This is a genomic window from Bradyrhizobium sp. KB893862 SZCCT0404 (genome assembly GCF_018130885.1).
GTDB lineage: Bacteria > Pseudomonadota > Alphaproteobacteria > Rhizobiales > Xanthobacteraceae > Bradyrhizobium > Bradyrhizobium stylosanthis.
The window spans coordinates 120873-137756 of the sequence record NZ_JAFCLT010000010.1 but is presented as its reverse complement, the minus strand read 5'-3'; the positions used below and the strand labels follow the sequence as shown (position 1 = coordinate 137756).

General features: G+C 64.5%; 17 protein-coding genes. 6 read left to right on the top strand and 11 right to left on the bottom strand.

Annotated features, from left to right (window positions below; all coding sequences use genetic code 11):
- The 4 genes from JQ617_RS32470 to JQ617_RS32455 all read right to left on the bottom strand — a co-directional run bounded on the left by JQ617_RS32470 (window position 1) and on the right by JQ617_RS32455 (window position 4807).
- Window positions 1-1341 (bottom strand): TRAP transporter large permease, encoded by a 1341-nt coding sequence (locus JQ617_RS32470; RefSeq protein WP_212029934.1) that lies wholly within the window; start codon window positions 1339-1341, stop codon window positions 1-3.
- A complete protein-coding gene (locus JQ617_RS32465; protein WP_212029933.1) occupies window positions 1338-1916 on the bottom strand; it encodes a TRAP transporter small permease in 579 nt (192 codons plus the stop codon). The genes JQ617_RS32470 and JQ617_RS32465 overlap by 4 nt, the downstream gene beginning before the upstream one ends.
- 125 nt (window positions 1917-2041) lie before the next feature.
- Entirely contained in the window at window positions 2042-3037 is a 996-nt protein-coding gene (locus JQ617_RS32460) for a TRAP transporter substrate-binding protein (RefSeq protein WP_212029932.1), read from the bottom strand.
- A 57-nt stretch (window positions 3038-3094) separates the two neighbouring features.
- Window positions 3095-4807: an IlvD/Edd family dehydratase gene (locus JQ617_RS32455; protein ID WP_212030038.1), complete on the bottom strand. Its 1713-nt coding sequence runs from the start codon at window positions 4805-4807 to the stop codon at window positions 3095-3097.
- A 172-nt stretch (window positions 4808-4979) separates the two neighbouring features.
- Here JQ617_RS32455 and JQ617_RS32450 point away from each other — a divergent pair, with 172 nt between their 5' ends.
- A complete protein-coding gene (locus tag JQ617_RS32450) occupies window positions 4980-5657 on the top strand; it encodes a GntR family transcriptional regulator (protein ID WP_212029930.1) in 678 nt (225 codons plus the stop codon).
- A gap of 31 nt (window positions 5658-5688) precedes the next feature.
- On the top strand, window positions 5689-6627 hold the full coding sequence (locus JQ617_RS32445; protein ID WP_212029929.1) for a translation factor GTPase family protein: 939 nt from the start codon (window positions 5689-5691) through the stop codon (window positions 6625-6627).
- Between the two features lie 36 nt (window positions 6628-6663).
- On the opposite strand, the gene JQ617_RS32440 is transcribed toward JQ617_RS32445, so the two are convergent.
- From JQ617_RS32440 to JQ617_RS32425, 4 genes are all read right to left on the bottom strand, one after another.
- Entirely contained in the window at window positions 6664-7077 is a 414-nt protein-coding gene (locus tag JQ617_RS32440) for a hypothetical protein (RefSeq protein WP_212029928.1), read from the bottom strand.
- 111 nt (window positions 7078-7188) lie between these two features.
- Window positions 7189-7731 (bottom strand): 4-hydroxylaminobenzoate lyase, encoded by a 543-nt coding sequence (locus tag JQ617_RS32435; RefSeq protein WP_212029927.1) that lies wholly within the window; start codon window positions 7729-7731, stop codon window positions 7189-7191.
- 24 nt (window positions 7732-7755) lie between these two features.
- Window positions 7756-8484: a nitroreductase gene (locus JQ617_RS32430; protein WP_212029926.1), complete on the bottom strand. Its 729-nt coding sequence runs from the start codon at window positions 8482-8484 to the stop codon at window positions 7756-7758.
- The gene (locus JQ617_RS32425) at window positions 8460-9680 is read right to left on the bottom strand and encodes an ABC transporter substrate-binding protein (protein ID WP_212029924.1); all 1221 of its coding nucleotides are present in this window, start codon (window positions 9678-9680) and stop codon (window positions 8460-8462) included. The genes JQ617_RS32430 and JQ617_RS32425 overlap by 25 nt, the downstream gene beginning before the upstream one ends.
- Before the next feature lie 215 nt (window positions 9681-9895).
- Here JQ617_RS32425 and JQ617_RS32420 point away from each other — a divergent pair, with 215 nt between their 5' ends.
- Window positions 9896-10873, top strand: a complete 978-nt coding sequence (locus tag JQ617_RS32420) for a LysR family transcriptional regulator (RefSeq protein ID WP_212029922.1) — start codon at window positions 9896-9898, stop codon at window positions 10871-10873.
- A gap of 59 nt (window positions 10874-10932) precedes the next feature.
- Here the strand turns inward: JQ617_RS32420 and JQ617_RS32415 are convergent, their stop codons facing one another.
- Window positions 10933-11193 carry a GlsB/YeaQ/YmgE family stress response membrane protein gene (locus tag JQ617_RS32415; RefSeq protein ID WP_212030037.1) on the bottom strand — a complete coding sequence of 87 codons (261 nt, stop codon included), beginning with the start codon at window positions 11191-11193 and terminating at the stop codon, window positions 10933-10935.
- A 134-nt stretch (window positions 11194-11327) separates the two neighbouring features.
- On the opposite strand from JQ617_RS32415, the gene JQ617_RS32410 reads away from it, so the two are divergent.
- Window positions 11328-12233 (top strand): transglutaminase family protein, encoded by a 906-nt coding sequence (locus JQ617_RS32410; protein ID WP_212029921.1) that lies wholly within the window; start codon window positions 11328-11330, stop codon window positions 12231-12233.
- A gap of 31 nt (window positions 12234-12264) precedes the next feature.
- A complete protein-coding gene (locus JQ617_RS32405; protein ID WP_249157725.1) occupies window positions 12265-13095 on the top strand; it encodes a potassium channel family protein in 831 nt (276 codons plus the stop codon).
- Window positions 13096-13219: 124 nt separating this feature from the next.
- On the opposite strand, the gene JQ617_RS32400 is transcribed toward JQ617_RS32405, so the two are convergent.
- On the bottom strand, window positions 13220-14044 hold the full coding sequence (locus tag JQ617_RS32400) for an NAD-dependent epimerase/dehydratase family protein (protein WP_212029919.1): 825 nt from the start codon (window positions 14042-14044) through the stop codon (window positions 13220-13222).
- Window positions 14045-14133: 89 nt separating this feature from the next.
- Here JQ617_RS32400 and JQ617_RS32395 point away from each other — a divergent pair, with 89 nt between their 5' ends.
- Complete coding sequence (locus JQ617_RS32395; protein ID WP_212029917.1) at window positions 14134-15111, top strand: SMP-30/gluconolactonase/LRE family protein; 978 nt, start codon at window positions 14134-14136, stop codon at window positions 15109-15111.
- Between the two features lie 270 nt (window positions 15112-15381).
- Here the strand turns inward: JQ617_RS32395 and JQ617_RS32390 are convergent, their stop codons facing one another.
- Window positions 15382-16812: an aldehyde dehydrogenase family protein gene (locus JQ617_RS32390; RefSeq protein ID WP_063691364.1), complete on the bottom strand. Its 1431-nt coding sequence runs from the start codon at window positions 16810-16812 to the stop codon at window positions 15382-15384.
- Window positions 16813-16884 lie beyond the last annotated feature (72 nt).

Genomic DNA, 16884 nt, shown 5'->3' with positions numbered 1-16884 from the left:
CTATTGCGGACAGATATAGCCCGTCCCCGCCGGCGACTTGAAGCAGCCGACGGACTCCGGGAGCACGTGCCGCGGCAGCCACAGCACCACGCTCGGGAAGTAGATCGCGAACGCGATCGTCGCCAGGAACACCACATAGATCGGTAATGCGGCGCGCAAGGCCTTGGCGAAACTGATGCCGACGAATTTCGAGGCCATCAGCAGCACCAGCCCGTAAGGCGGCGTGATCAGGCCGAAGGCGAGCGTTGCGATCAGCACCACGCCCATGTGCACGGCATTGATGTCGCCGGCTTCCGTCAGCGCGTTGACCAGCGGCATGAAGATGATGATGGTCGGCACCGGCTCGATGAAGTCGCCGACCACGGTGAACAGCAGCACCATCAGCAGCATGATCAGGTGCGGATCGTTGCCGGCGATGGAGGTGATCCACTCGGCGATGTAGGTCGCGCCGCGCAAATAGGCCAGCATCCAGCCGAAGGCATTGGCGGCGCCGATGGTGATCAGCGGCAGCGAGAAGATCAGACCGGCGAGGCAGAAATCATACGGGATCTTCCTGATATGGCCGCGGTTGAGCGCGGGGATCACGACCAGGACGATCCAGACCACGGCAACGACGCCGGCCTCGGTCGGCGTGAACCAGCCGGTCAGGATGCCCCCGAGCAGGATCACCGGGATCATCAGCGGCAGGGCGGCATCGCCGGCCGCGAACGCCACTTGCCGGAGCGGCGCGCGCGGCTTGCGCAGGCCGGACGGGCCGAAGAAATAACAGTAGATCATCAGGCCAAAGCCGATCATCAGGCCGGGCACGACACCCGCCATGAACAGGCCAGCAATCGAGACGTTGCCGACCGCACCATAGACCACCGCCGTGATGCTCGGCGGCACCAGCGCCGCAATGGTCGAGGCGGAGGCGATGATCGCGGCGATGAAGGCCGGCTCGTAGCCCTCGCGCTTCATCGGGCCGCCGAGCGCGCGGCTCATCACCGCGACGTCGGCGGTGGTCGAGCCGGACATTTCCGAGAAGAACATGCTGAAGACGACGACGACCTGCGACAGCCCGCCCCTGATATGCCCGACAAGCGACACCGACAAATTGGCTATTCGCACCACCACGTTGGCCGAGCTCATGAGCTCGCCGACCAGGAGGAAGAACGGGATCGCCACCAGCGCCTCGGAATCGACGCCGTCGAAGATCTTCTGGATGATCGCGGCGAGCGAGACGTCCGAGAGGATCGCGCCGATGAAGACGCCGGCCATCAGCGAGAACGGCACGGGCACGCCGAGATAGCCGAACGACAGGAAGCAGATCGACATCAGCGCCAGGACAACAGGTGCGCTCACGGCTGCGCCCTCACCTGGGCCTCGGTGACGGCGGGCGTTGCATCCTCGTCCGGCGGTTCGGGATGGTCAAAACCGTTGCGCAGGCCGTTGACGAGCTGCTCGATGGTGAACAGGCCGATCAGCACGCCCGAGAGCGGGATGATGGCGTAGAGCGAGGCAATCGGGGTGCCCGACGGCAGACGGAAGCTGCCGAAGCCGCGAAGATAGTTCTGATAGCCGTACCAGATCAGGCAGAAGGCGACGCCGAGCACGACCAGGCGGATGATGACCTCGACGATCAGCCGCGACGTGCCGTGCATCGCCTCGGAGATCGCGGTGAGATACAGGTGGTCATTGCGCCGCGTCGCCGCCGCCGTGCCGATGAAGATCGCGTAGATGAACAGCGTCGAGGTGACCTCCTGCAGCCATAGCCAGGGATGGCCGATGGTGCGGGTGACGATGTCGGCGGTCACCGACAGCGAGAAGCCGAAGCAGAGCACGCCGCACAGGATCATCAGGGTGAGCTCGAGCCAGTCGAGCCCGCGCCATTTCAGGTGGCGCTGGCGTTGCACGAGCAGTTTGTCGGCGATGGCCATTGTTGCTCCCGCTATGGCTTTCCGTCATGGCCGGGCTTGTCCCGGCCATCCACGCTCCTGGCGCGGGATTGAAGGAAGAACGTGGATGCCCGGGACAAGCCCGGGCATGACGACCTTCTTGGCAGTCAGTTCACCGACCGGATCAAATTCTTGATCTTCTCGGCGTGCGGGCCGAGATCCTTGGCGAGCTTGTCGAGATAGGGATCGGCGATCGCCGTGAAGCTCTTCTTGTCGACGTTGTCGACGATCTTCACGCCCATCTTCTTCAGCTTGTCGGCCGCACTGCGCTCCAGGTCGAACGCCTTCTGCGGCTCCTTGGTGCTGATCTCGTTGGCCGCGGTCATCACCCACTGCTTCTGCTCGGCCGAGAGGCTCTGCCAGAGCTTGTCGGAGATGAACACCAGCGCGTTGTTGGCCTCGTGCTCGGTGATGTTGAGAACCGGCGCGACCTCGTAGTGCTTGTTGACGAGATAAACGTTGATGCTGTTCTCGGCGACGTCGACGACGCCGGTCTGCAGGCTGGTGTAGACGCTGCCGAACGGCATGTGCACGGTCTGGGCGCCGTAGGCCGGGAACATGGTGTCCTCGGTCGCGGTCGCCTGCACGCGGACCTTCAGGCCCTTGACGTCGCCGACATTGCGGATTTCGCGCTTCGAGTACATGTGGCGCACGCCCTGCGATCCCGTGGCGATCACGTGCAGGCCCTGCGTGGTCTCGTCGATCAGGGTCTTCAGCGCCTCGAACACCTTTGGATCGGCCAATCCCTTGACCACGTGGTTCTCGTCGCGGAACAGGTAGTGCAGCGACATCACGCCGGCCTGCGGGGAGATCGTCGCGGTATTGGCGGAGGAGATGATCGAGAATTCGACGTCTCCGGCCTTCACGAGCTGGAGCACCTGTGGCTCCTGCCCGAGCTGTGCGCCGGGATACTGGTCGATGATCATGGTGCCCTTGCTCAATTCCTTGAGCTTTTCGGCAAAGAGGTCGCCCGCGATGGAATAGCCGGTGTTGCGCGGCTGGTCGTAGGCGAAGCGATAATGCTTCACCTCCTGTGCTCCGGCCCCCGTGACGAACAGCACGGCAGCCATAGCCGCCAACCCACGCATGGATCGTGCAATCATCGTTTCCCCCTGTTTTATCGCCCGCCGCTTGTGCGGTCTGAGCGTCAATTCACATCGCTAATCAGTCTTAGGTCCAGTCCTCTGCATGAAGTCGAAGTCGCAGCCCTCGTCGGCCTGCAAGATGGTGTTGTCGAACAGCCAGGCATAACCTCGCTTGGCCTCGTGCGTTGCGGCGGCCGGCTTCAGCGCCGCGCGCCGCCGTTCGAGCTCGGCGGCATCGACCAGCAGCTCGATGCTGCGCTTGGCAACATCGAGGCGGATCATGTCGCCGTTCCGCACCAGCGCCAGCGGCCCGCCGACGGCGGATTCCGGCGTGATGTGAAGCACGATGGTGCCGAACGCGGTGCCGCTCATGCGTGCGTCGGAAATGCGCACCATGTCCTTGGTTCCGCCGCGTGCGAGCTTCTTCGGGATCGGCAGATAACCTGCCTCCGGCATGCCGGGCGCGCCCTTCGGGCCGGCATTGCGCAGCACCAGCACGTCGTCGGAGTTCACGTCGAGATCGGGATCGTCGACGCGCAGCGTCATGTCCTCGACGGATTCGAATACGACGGCGCGCCCGGTATGCTGCAGCAGTTTCGGGCTCGCGGCCGACTGCTTGATCACCGCGCCGCGCGGGGCGAGATTGCCGTGCAGGACGGCGAGGCCGCCTTCCTTCTTGATCGGATTGTCGCGCGGGCGGATCGCGTCCTGGCCGGGCACGTCCTCGGCATTCCCTGCGATCTCGCGCAGCGTTTGGCCCGAGATCGTCTTTGCGTCGAGATCGATGAGATCGCCGAGCTGCGCCAGCAGCTTCGGCACGCCGCCGGCGTGATGGAAGTGCTCCATGTAATGCTCGCCGGACGGCTTGAGATCGACCAGCACCGGCACCTCGCGACCGATCTGGTCGAACTTCTCGAGATCGAGCCGGTGCGGCGAGCGATGCGCCATCGCAGTCAGGTGGATCAGGCCGTTGGTCGAGCCGCCGATCGCCTGGAGCACGACCTGCGCGTTTTTGAACGACGCCGGCGTCAGCAGCTCGCTCGGCTTCGGCCCCTTGGTCTTGGCCATCTCGGCGGCAACCCGGCCGCTGGCCTCGGCGAGACGGAAACGCTCGGCATGAGGCGCGGGGATCGTCGCGCTCATCGGCAGCGACAGACCCATGGCTTCGATCATGCAGGCCATGGTCGAGGCCGTGCCCATCACCATGCAGGTGCCGACCGACGGCGCGAGGCGGCCGTTCACGGCCTCGATCTCGGCATCGTCCATTTCGCCTGCGCGATACTTGCCCCAGAGCCGACGGCAATCGGTGCAGGCGCCGAGCACCTCGCCCTTGTGATGGCCGACCACCATGGGACCGACGGGAATGACAACGGTCGGCAGATCGGCGCTGATCGCGGCCATGACCTGCGCCGGCAGCGTCTTGTCGCAGCCGCCGATGACGATCACCGAATCCATCGGCTGGGCCCGGATCATCTCCTCGGTGTCCATCGCCATCAGATTGCGCAGATACATCGAGGTCGGATGCGCAAAGCTCTCGGCGATCGAGATGGTCGGGAACACGAACGGCATCGCGCCCGACAGCATCACGCCGCGCTTGGCGGCCTCGATGATCTGCGGAACGTTGCCGTGGCAGGGATTGTAATCGCTATAGGTGTTGGTGATTCCGACGATCGGGCGCTCCAGCGCATCGTCGGAATAGCCCATGGCCTTGATGAACGCCTTGCGCAGGAACAGCGAGAAGCCAGCATCGCCATAGCTCGTCAGACCCTTGCGCAGACCACTCGTCATCATGCCACTCCTTCACTTGCCATTGTGGTACAGCCTGCCCCTCGATTGTCAATAAGATTGGTCCATATCGTCGCACTTTCTGGGTTCTGGCACCGCTTACGACACAAATTATTGACAATCCACCCCTTCCCTGCTCCACAGAGCGGACCGGCCAACGCCGGAGGCCGAGGGCATGTCCGACATTCGCACCGCAGATGCCATGCCGGTCCGCCGCGACGACCCGGACGACGTGGTCGCGCGGCTGGAGGAGGACATCATCTTCGGCCGCCTCGCGCCGGGCGCGCGGCTGACCGAGGACGCGCTGATGTCGCGCTACGGCACCTCGCGCCATTTCGTGCGCCAGGCGCTGGTGGATGCGGAGCGGCGCGGCATCGTCCGCCGTGAGAAGAACGTCGGCGCCACGGTGCGGTTCTACTCGGCCGAGGAAGTCCGGCAGATCTACGAGGTCCGGGAGATGCTGACGCGGCAGGCCGCGCTGATGATCCCCCTGCCCGCGCCGCAAGCCCTGATCGACGAGCTGACCACCCTGCAACGGCAGTACTGCGCCAAGGCCGATTTGCAGGATCTGCGCGGCATCCACGAAGCCAATGACGCCTTCCACCTCGCGCTGTTCTCGGCTTGCGGCAATCCCTATCTGGTGCGCTCGCTGCAGGACTACATGAACCTGACGCTGCCGATGCGCGCGAAGAACCTTGCCGACCCGACCGGGCTGGCGCAATCGCGACGGCAGCACGAGCTGATGATCGAGTTGCTCAGGGGACGCGACAGCTGGGCGCTGGCGCAGCTGTGCGTGGACCACATGCAATTCAGCAAGAAGGATTATCTGGGAAGGATTGCTGCCGACGTCTAGCGCGAACCTTCGTCCGCATTGCCGATCAAGCTTGGTTGGCATAGGTTCTTCAAAGGTAGTCGGGCTTAGACGAACTATGCCTCATGATGTTGAACCTCTGCTCGTCGAAGTCGCTGTCGAGGCGAAATCGAAGGCCGACCACGAGAAACTCATCGCCGCGCTTGCAGGGCTCGCCGCTGAAGACCGGGCGCTGGTCGTACGGCTCGATGAAATGTCCGGCCAGATCATCCTCAAGGGAACAAGCGAGGACCATCTCAAAAGGACAATCGATAACCTCGGCCAGATCCTTGGAATGGCCGTCAATGTCGGCGCATTGCAGGTGGCGTTCCTCGAACGTCCGACCAAACGTGCGGAGGTGGACTACGTCCACAAGAAGATCTACGGACCCAAGGGTGAGTTTGCCGCGCTGAAGCTCATCATCGGACCGAATGAGCTCGGCAAGGGGTATCAGTTCGACTGCAAGGTCAGCGTCAATGCGCTGCCGCGCGAATATATGCCCGGTATCGAGAAGGGACTCGAAAGCGTCCTTGCGTGCGGTGTCGTCGCCGGATCTCCGGTGATCGACGTTAGGGTTGAGCTGATCGACGGCAAGTACCACGACGTCGACTCGTCAGTACGCGCTTTCGAGATTGCGGCACGCGCGGCTTTCCGCGAGGGCCTGCAAAGAGCGGAATCGGTGTTGCTCGAACCGATCATGAAGGTCGAAGTGGCGACGCCCTCGCCGTTCGCGAACCTCATCGCCGACGACCTGAAGGCACGGCGCGGGACAGGCCACTTCAGGACCGTCGAAGGCGACATTGTCGCGATCGATGCGACCGTGCCGCTGATAACGATGTTCGGCTACGCGAACAGCCTGCGCGCGATGAGCCAGGGACTCGCCACCCACACAATGCGGTTCGACTACTATGGCGCGGCGCCGCGGCCCTGGGACAACCCGCCATTTCGTCCCGCGGTCGGGATGCGAGCTTGACGGAGCCTGCGGCAGGCGCGCCGCGGAGCGCAACGATCAATACCGCCTGAGCAAGCCCCGCTCCACGCTGGTCTCGCCATAGTCGGCGCAGGCCCTTTGCGGATTCCTGATCAAATCCGTCCGGACACGCTTGAACGTATTGCCGGCGGCCTCCAGCACCTCGGGGCGGAATTTTCCGGGATCGTAGCTCTCGCCGTCGCGGGCCTTGATGGCTGCCGCATAGGCGTCAATCATGGCCATCGCGGCCTCGGGGCTGCCGAGCAGCCGCGCGCCGAGCTGGACGCCGCCGCTGCCGTCGACCTCATAGCCGTCGCATCGCTGCTCGAGCACGACGGATGCTGTGACGAGCTGGTCGAGAAACGTCGCTTCGGCATCACTGAGCGTCGCGGCGCGCGCCGATCCCGGCAAGAGGATCGCGAGCACCGCGACAGCAGACAATTTGATTTTCATTCTCGGGGCTCTCGCTGCCGTCGAATTGCGGGCAACCCTTCGAGAGCCCCACCATGGGCGGCGTGCCGTTGATCCAGATCAACGAGCGAGGCAAAAGCCCGGACCGCGGCTTTATGCGGCCGGCGCCTTGAAATCGTATGAGATGCGCCCGGCCGGCAGATAGAACAGCGCGATGACCGCGCCGCCCCTGACTTCGGGATAGTGCCTGCTGCCTGGATCGGGCGCGGTCCAGCCGGGTCCCTGCCATCCCTGCAATCCCTTCAACTCCGCGCCCTTGTTCAGGGGCACCACGAGGTTCAGCTCGCCATAGGGATGGCCGTGATATTGTCCGCGCAACACGTCGTGGTCGTCCTCGTCCTTGAAGCGGCGTGGATCGGCACTGTTCATGTACACGGCCGTGATGCTGAACTGGAATGTCTCGGCAACCGGATCCAGGATGCGGCTGCGCCGGTAGTTCGGGCCTTCCACCTCCTGGTTTGCCGCCCATCCTTCCTCGACGCCGATCTTGATGAGGCGGGCGAGGTCCTGATAGAGCGCGCTGTCCTCGCCATATGTCTTGTTGAGCCAACGCTCCATCTCGGCCCCGGGGGTCATGTCCTTGACCTCACGGAGAAACGGAATGCTGCGCTGAATCAGGTCTTCCCGGCTTGCCATGGTGATCTCCTCTTCGATCAAGCTTCAATCTTCGAAACCAAGGAACGTCGCGAACTCGTCGATCTCGGCCCGCGGCATCAATCTGTCCGGGCTCTGCCCCCTGGCCTTGCCGACGGACATGCCGCACACCACCATCTGCTCCGCCGGAATCGACAGCAGCGGACGCAGGATCCGGTGGTACTTCGCGAACGTTTCCTGCGGACACGACTGCAGCCCGCGTCCCGCCGCCGCGAGCATGACGTTCTGCACGAACATCCCGAGGTCGAGCCAGCTTCCGACCTCGAGGCGCCGGTCGATGGTCACAATCAATCCCACGGGCGCGCCGAAGAACGAGTAGTTCTTCGCGGTCTGCCTGCTCCTGCCCTCGGCATCGGCTTGATGAATCCCGAGCGAGCCATAGAACAGCCGGCCGAACTCCTGCCGCCGCCTGAGATAGCGATCAGGCAAATCGCTGGCGTAGTATTTGTACTCCGAGACATGCGCGTCGCGAGCGGTCTCGTGCGCCTCCAGCAGCGCCGCCGAGACGCTGTGCTTGATCTCGCCGGTCAGCACGTAGACGTGCCAGGGCTGGATGTTCGCACCGCTGGGCGCGTATCGCGCGACACGGAGGATCTCTTCGATCGCTTGCCGGGCAACCGGAGCGTCGCAGAAGTCGCGGCATGCGAACCGGGCGGTCAGGATCCCGTCGATCGGGTTCGGCGCGGCGACGCACGCTTCCTCGATTGCCATCACGGCTGCTTCAGGAGCGGACATCCTCCCTCCTCCATCGGCTTGAAGGCTTCCTCTCCGGGAATGGTCGCGAGCAGCTCGTAATAGTCGAACCTGTATTTCGATTGCTGCGGCGACTTGACCCGGAACAGATACATGTCGCGGATCAACCTGCCGTCCTGGCGGACACGGCCGTTCTTCGTCATGAAATCATTCACGGGCAGGTCGCGCATTTTGGCGGCAACGGCCGGTCCATCCAGCGTGCCCGCCGCCTCGACCGCCCTGAGATAGTGCATCACCGCACCATAGGTGCCCGCATGGATCATGGTCGGGACCTTCTGGGTCTTCTCGATGAAGCGAGCCGACCATGCGCGGGTCTCATCGTTCGTGTCCCAGTAGAATGCCGAGCTGAGCATCAGGCCTTGTGCATTCTGCAGCCCGAGACTGTGGATGTCGGCGATGAAGACGATCAGGCCGGCAAGCTTCTGCTCGCGCGTGATGCCGAATTCGCCAGCCTGCTTGACGGCATTGATGAAATCACCGCCGGCGTTCGCCAGTGCGATCACATCCGCCTTCGAAGACTGCGCCTGCAGCAGGAAGGAGGAGAAATCAGGCGTGTTGATCGGATGCTTCACGGCGCCCTTGACCTTGCCGCCGGTCGCATCGATCACCTTGCGGCTGTCCGCTTCGAGCTGCGTGCCAAGCGAATAGTCGGCGGAGAGAAAGAACCAGCTCTTGGCACCAAGCCGGCTAATCGCCTTCGTCGTGCCCTGCGACAGGGCGTAGGTATCGTAGGTCCAGTGAATGCCGGTGGGCGAGCACTCGTCACCGGTGAGGCGCGACGTGGCGGCGCCGGTGGCGAGAAACAGCTTCTTCTTGTCGCGGGTAATGCCCTGGACGGCGAGCGCGACGGCCGAATTGGGGACATCGAGAATGACCTCGACAGCTTCGTTCTCGATCCAGCGCCGTGCAATCACCGATCCCACGTCGGCCTTGTTCTGGTGGTCGCCGGCAACGATCTGGATCGGGCGGCCCAGAACCTTGCCCTTGAAATCGTCGACGGCCATTTGCGCCGCGACCACCGACCCCTGCCCGCCATTGTCGGCGTAGAGCGAGGACATGTCGGTCAGCACCCCGAGCTTGACCGGCCCCTCCTCGGCGATCGCTGTGCTCGCGAGCATCAACGACAGCAGCGTCGCAATGGCCGCCTTGCCGGTACCTGTCGTCGTGGTCGACCTCATGGTTCACCTCCTCCGAACACCGCGACCGGATAATGCCGGGATCGGTTTTTTGCGGAAGTGAAACTCTTGCAGGTTGATCCTGAACGCCCTTCAGTTTGCCCGGCGGGCCGCTCGAGGCCCGGTTCGGTCGTCTGCGCCGGTTGCATCCAAGGCGGGCCTGACCTTAACTGGTCGCCATCGCGGCCGCGCCGTCAGCCAGCAACGGGACCCTCACCGTGTCGGTTTCATTCAAGACGTTGGACCTGAACCTGCTCAAGGTGTTCGACGCCGTCATGGAAGAGAGGAGCGTCCTGCGCGCCAGCCAGAAGGTCGCGCTCAGCCAGTCCGCCGTCAGCCATTCGCTCGCCCGGCTTCGCGAGATGCTGGAGGACGAATTGTTCGTGCGCACGGCCGCGGGCATGCAACCGACGGCGCGGGCACTGACGATGGCCCCGCAGGTGCGCGAGGCGCTGCGCGTGCTCGAAGCGGCGGTGGAGCTGCCGACTTTCGTACCCGCGACTTCGACCCGGCAGTTTACGCTCGCCGCCAACGATTTCGCCACGATGGTGCTGGCGTCGCAACTGCTGCAGATACTCGGGCGCGAGGCGCCGCACATCGACCTGACCATCAAGCCGGTGACGCGGATCGACCTCGCCGAGCAGATCGACCTCGGCCGCATCGACGTTGCCATCGGCGTGTTCTCGCTCCCGCCGGGCCGCTTCCGCACATCACTGCTGTTCGAATATGACGACGTGCTGATCGCCAGCAAGAAGCGCAAGCTCGGCCGGCTGGACAAGGCGATGCTGGCGGGGCTGCCGCTGGTGGTGGTCTCCTTCGGCGGCGAGCAGGAGGGCGCGATCGGCGGCTTCATTTCCGAGCGCGGCCTGGCGCGGCGCTCGGAAATGTACGACCGCGACGCGCTCGAGCGAGCGCTCGCCGAGAGCGACCGGCCGCCGCGGATGGCGGTGACATTGCCGCATTTCCTCGCCGTCCCCGGACTGCTAGAGGACACCGAGCTCGCGGCCATCGTCCCGCGCCCGCTTGCGAAGGCACTGGCGCGGAACTACCCCATCGCGACGTATGAACTTCCCTATGCGGCGACACCGCTCGAGGTGCGGCTGCTATGGCATGACCGCGTCGACGGCGAGCCGGCGCACGAGTGGCTGCATGACGTCCTGCGACGCGCGGCCGAGAACCTCAGACGCGGAATTTAGGCGCGCACGGGCCACGTCAGGGCTCGTAGCTCTCGCCGGCATGGGCCTCGCTGGATCGCTTAAGCGCGCCCTTGGCGACCGATGACAAGGCCGTAGAGGAAGAGAAGGATGATGGCACCGACCACGCTTCCGATGAATCCGGCGCCCTCGCCGAACCGGTACCATCCTACGGCCTGACCGAGCCAGGTCGCGACGAATGCACCGACAATCCCGAGGACCGTGGTCAGGATGAATCCTCTCGGCTCATTGTCGCCGGGCATGATGAACTTCGCAATCAGTCCAACGATGAATCCGATGATGATCGTCCACAGGATGCCCATGTCCACCGCTCCATTCGGCCAGGACGCGCATCGATGTCAGACCGAACGCGCGATCGCCTGAAGATCGGGACGGTGCCGGGGTCAACGTTGATCTAGATCAATGGGCGGAAGCGGCCGGACCGAAAGCTCGATGCATGGCGATCATCGGCGAGATCACGCACACCACGACCTACCGCTATGCAAAGCCGGTGACGTTCGGCACGCATCGCGCCATGTTCCTGCCGCAGCGCGGCGCCTCGACCCGGCTGCTGCGCTGGTCGGCTCACACCAGCCTGCCGTCGAAGGTGCTCTGGATCACCGATTCCCGCTCCAATGCCGTCACGGTGATGGATTTCAGCGAACCCGGCAGCGAGCTGACATTCACCTTCAAGGTGCGCGGGGTCTATTTCGGCATCAAAGGTCTGGAGGCGTTTCCGCTGGAGCCCCGGGCCGAGGAAGTGCCGGTGCAGTATACGCCGGACGAGTGGACCGACCTCGCCGGCTACCTGCGCCCACATGCCGACGACGCGGACGGCACGCATGCGGTCTGGACCAAGAGCTTCGTCGCCGGCGATCAGGACCGGACCGCCGACCTGCTGCACCGGATGCTGGCCACGTTTCGCCGCGACTTCGACTATCGCGGGCGAGAGGCGCAAGGCACCCAGTCTCCGGGCGAAACGCTGCGCGCGAGATCGGGGACCTGCCGGGACTTCGCCTGGCTGATGATCGAGACGCTGCGCCGGCTCGGCTTTGCCGCGCGCTTCGTCAGCGGCTATCTCTATGACGCCGCGCTCGACGGCGGCGCGGTGGGCATGAGCGGCTCCGGCGCGACGCATGCATGGGTGCAGGTATTCCTGCCCGGCGCCGGCTGGCTCGACTACGATCCGACCAACAGCCTGAGCGCCGGCTTCGACCTCATCCCGGTGGCCATTGCGCGGCATCCGGCCCAGGCCGTGCCGCTGGAGGGCTCCTGGTTCGGCGATGCCGGCGACTATCTCGGCATGTCGATCAATGTCGCCGTCAACAAGCTCGGCGAAATGCTCGATCCGTCGGAGGGATAGGCTGCCGGCAGACGCGCGGCGGCCGCTGACCATGGTGTTCGATCACGACAGCAAGGGGGGACATGGGCTGGTGGACGCCGTCACCACGCCGTTCGAGGTCCTGAAGGGCAGGCTCCGGCAGCTCTACGAAGGCGACACGTTCGGCTGCATCCGATTCCGCTACGCCCTGCTGGTGCTCGACATCGTCACGGTGCTGTTCATCATCGCGACGTCGTTCCTGCCGCGCACCAAGGTCGTGGAGACGCTCGATGTCGTGTTCGGCATCCTGATCCTTGCGGATTTCTCCGCACGGATGATCATCAGCCGCCAACCGCTGCGAGACCTCGCGCGGCTTTCGACCTGGACCGACATCGTGGTCATCGTCTCGTTCCTCGCGCCGCTCGCCGGAGAAGCCGGCGGATTCCTGCGCGCCTTTCGAACCCTGCGGCTCCTGCGCGACTACCAGATGGTGGCGCGCCTGCGGATCGACAGCGCGTTCTTCCGGCGCAACGAGGAGGTCGTCTTTGCCGTCGCCAATCTCGGCGTGTTCATCTTCGTGATGACGGGCGTGGTCTACGAGACGCAGAAGTCCCACAACCAGCAGATCGCCAACTATGCCGATGCGCTCTATTTCACGGTCACCGCGCTGACCACGACCGGCTTCGGCGACATCACCCTGCCCGGCACCGTCGGACGCCTGATCACCGTCGTCATCATGATCTTCGGCGTGACGCTGTTCCTGAATCTCGCCAAGGCATTGCTCGCGCCTTCCAAGGTGCGCTTTCCCTGCCCGGTCTGCGGCCTGCAGCGCCACGACGTGGACGCGGTGCATTGCAAGGCCTGCGGGACCGTATTGAACATTCCCGACGAAGGCGCGGATTAGGCTGGGACGCGCCGCGGCAGTCAGCGTAGCCCGGATGGAGCGCAGCGCAATCCGGGGGTCTCCGCGTGACGACTAGCAATTGTCCCGGATTACGCTGCGCTCCGTCCGGGCTACAGGCAAAAGCCTACCGCTTCTTCCAGTCGATGATGCGGCCCGGGTCGGCGTCGAACTCCATGCTGCAGAACGTGCCGCCCTGGAAATAATCGCCGACGGGATCGGGCTTCAGCTTGGCCTGCTCGGCCATCGCGTGCTCGCGGAAATCCTCGGCGCGCCCCGTCGGGCGATAGCCGAATTCGTAGGCGCGATGGTTGTCCCACCAGGCGCGCTCGTTCAGCGAGGCGCCGTAGAACACCTCGAAATGGATGTCGGGATGCTCGAGCCCGATGCGGCAGAGCTGCACGAGGTCGTCAGGCTTGAGCCAGATCGAGAGCCGGCGCTGGTCGAGCGGCATGTCGCCGAAATTGCCGATGCGCAGGCAGGTGACCTTCAGCCCGTGCTTGTCGGCGTAGAGCGCGCCGACCGCCTCGCCGAACACCTTGCTGACGCCGTAGCGGCCGTCGGGACGCGGGGTGACGTCGGTGCCGATCTTGTGGTGGCGCGGATAGAAGCCGACGGCGTGGTTCGACGAGGCGAACACCACGCGCTTGACGCCCTTGCGGTACGCTGCCTCGAACAGATTGTAGCCGCCGATGATGTTGGCCTGCAGGATCTGGTCCCAGGTGCCCTCGACCGAATAGCCGCCGAAATGGATGATGCCGTCGACGCCCTCGCAGATCGCCTCGCACTGCGCGAGATCGGCAAGGTCGGCCGCCCTAAACTGCTCGTTCGCGCCGAGATCGGCCGGCGGCTTGATGTCGGAGAGCAGGAGATCCGGATAGATCGGCGGCAGCAGTTTTCGCAAGCTCGTGCCGATTCCGCCCGAAGCTCCCGTCATCAGAATACGCGGCATGTCTTCCCTCGCCGTTGGTGACCGATTTGCGGTCACGTGTCTCTAATGATAGCAGAATTGTCCAGAGGGAACGAAACGAGAGAACCGACATGAATGAGGCATCGTCCCACCCCCAGGAGCGGCCAGGCTGGCGGCCGGCGAGCTATTACCCCGATCCCGCGATCAAGGCGCTCGATCCCCGCTTCGAAAAATACTGGCTGAAGCTCTCGGCGGTGGAGCGGATCGCGACCGGGCTGCGCTGGGCCGAGGGGCCGGTGTGGGTCGGCGACGGGCGTTATCTGCTGTGCAGCGACATCCCCAACCAGCGCATCCTCAAATGGGAGGAAGAGACCGGCGCGGTCAGCGTGTTCCGCAAGCCCTCCAATTTCGCCAACGGCAATACGCGCGACCGGCAGGGCCGGCTCGTCACCTGCGAGCACGGCGGCCGCCGCGTGACCCGCACCGAATACGACGGCAGCATCACCGTGCTGATGGATCAATTCAACGGCAAGCGCTTGAACTCGCCGAACGATGTCGTTGTTAAATCGGACGGCTCGATCTGGTTCACCGATCCGACCTTCGGCCTGCTCGGCAATTACGAAGGCTACAAGTCCGAGAGCGAGATCGATCCGAACGTGTACCGGCTCGATCCGGCGACGGGCAAGGCGACCATCGTCGCGGAGGGCGTGCTGGGGCCGAACGGGCTGTGCTTCTCGCCGGACGAGAAGATCTTGTATGTCGTGGAATCCCGCGGCGTGCCGAACCGCAAGATCCTAGCCTATGACGTCTCGCCTGAGGGCACCACGATCTCCAACAAGCGTGTCCACATCGATGCGGGTCCAGGCACGCCTGATGGCATGCGCTGCGACATCGACGGCAATCTCTGGTGCGGCTGGGGCATGGGCGATCCCGAGCTCGACGGCGTCGTGGTGTTCGCGCCCGACGGCGTCATGATCGGGCGTATCGCATTGCCCGAACGGTGTGCCAACGTCTGCTTCGGCGGCGTCCAGCGCAACCGCCTGTTCATGGCGGCGAGCCAGTCGATCTACGCGCTGTATGTGAACACTCAGGGCGCGTTGGGGGGATAAGCGCCGCCACAAGCGACGATCCCGTAGGGTGGGCAAAGCGAAGCGTGCCCACCATCTCCTAACCGTCGCGCAAAATCGTGGGCACGTCGCTAACGCTCCTTTGCCCACCCTACGGCACCGTCTTCCGTCATTGCGAACGTAGCGACGCAATCCAGGCTGCCGCTGCGGGCGCACTCTGGATTGCTTCGTCGCTTCGCTCCTCGCAATGACGAAACGAAAAGCGCCGGAGCGGTTGCCCGCTCCGGCGCTCTGTTATTCACGCGCTAAAGCTTACGCCGCGTTGAAGCCGGCGACCGCCTTCACTTCGAGGAAGTCCTCGAGGCCGTACTTGCCCCACTCGCGGCCGTTGCCGGACTGCTTGTAGCCGCCGAACGGCGCGGTGCGGTCGTTGGGCACGCCCTGGAGGTTGACGTTGCCGGCGCGGATCTGGCGGCCGACGCGCTTGGCGTCCTCGACCGACGGACCCGAGACATAGCCGGCGAGGCCATAGGGCGTGTCGTTGGCGATGTGCACCGCCTCGGCTTCGTCCTTGGCGCCGAGGATGGTCAGCACCGGTCCAAAAATCTCTTCGCGCGCGATCGTCATCTCGGGGGTGACGTCGGCGAAGATGGTCGGACGGACATAGAAGCCCTTGTTGACGCCCTCGGGCAGGCCCGGGCCACCGGCGACGAGGGTTGCGCCCTCGTCGATGCCCTTCTTGATCAGCGCCTGGATCTTGTCCCACTGGCCGCGGTTGACGACCGGGCCGATGGTGGTGCCTTCGCCGCGCGGATCACCGGCCTTGGTCTTGTCGGCGACGGCCTTCGCGATCGCGGCGACTTCCTTCATCTTGGAGGCCGGCACGATCATGCGCGAGGGCGCGTTGCAGGACTGGCCGGAGTTGTTGAACATGTGCATCACGCCGCCGGTCACCGCCTTCGTGAGGTCGGCGCCTTCGAGGATCACGTTCGGCGACTTGCCGCCAAGCTCCTGGCTGACGCGCTTCACGGTGGGCGCCGCGCGCTTGGCGACGTCGATGCCGGCGCGGGTCGAGCCGGTGAAGGAGATCATGTCGATGTCGGGGTGCTCGCTCATGGCGGCGCCGACCTCGGGGCCGAGGCCGTTGACGAGGTTGAACACGCCCTTCGGCACGCCGGCTTCATGCAGGATCTCGGCGAAGATCAGCGCCGAGGTCGGGGTGAACTCGCTGGGCTTCAGGATCATGGTGCAGCCGGCCGCGAGCGCGGGCGCGACCTTGCAGGCGATCTGGTTGAGCGGCCAGTTCCAGGGTGTGATCATGCCGACCACGCCGACCGGCTCGCGCAGCACCATGGCGGTGCCGACCGGCTCCTCGAAATGATAGTTCTTGAGCACGTCGAGGGTGGTCATGAGATGACCGAGGCCGGCGCCGGCCTGCAGCTTCTCCGCCATCGGCAGCGGGGCGCCCATCTCGTCGGAGACGGCGGCGCCGATCTCCTTGAGGCGGCCCTTGTAGATCTCGATGATTTTCGAGAGCAGCGCGACGCGCTCCTCGCGGCTGGTCTGGGAGAACGTTGCGAAGGCGCGCTTGGCGGCGGCAACGGCCTTGTCCACATCGGCCTTGGAGCCGAGCGCAACCTCGTACATCGCCTCTTCCGTCGCGGGATTGACCACGGCGGTGGACTTCTTGACGGCGGGATCGACCCAGGCGCCGTCGATGTAGAATTGCATGCGATTGACCATCGTTAACCTCTTCTTGGGGGCTTGGAGGGGGCGTTTCGGCAGGCATCCTTGCACGAAAGCGCCAGCAATTGA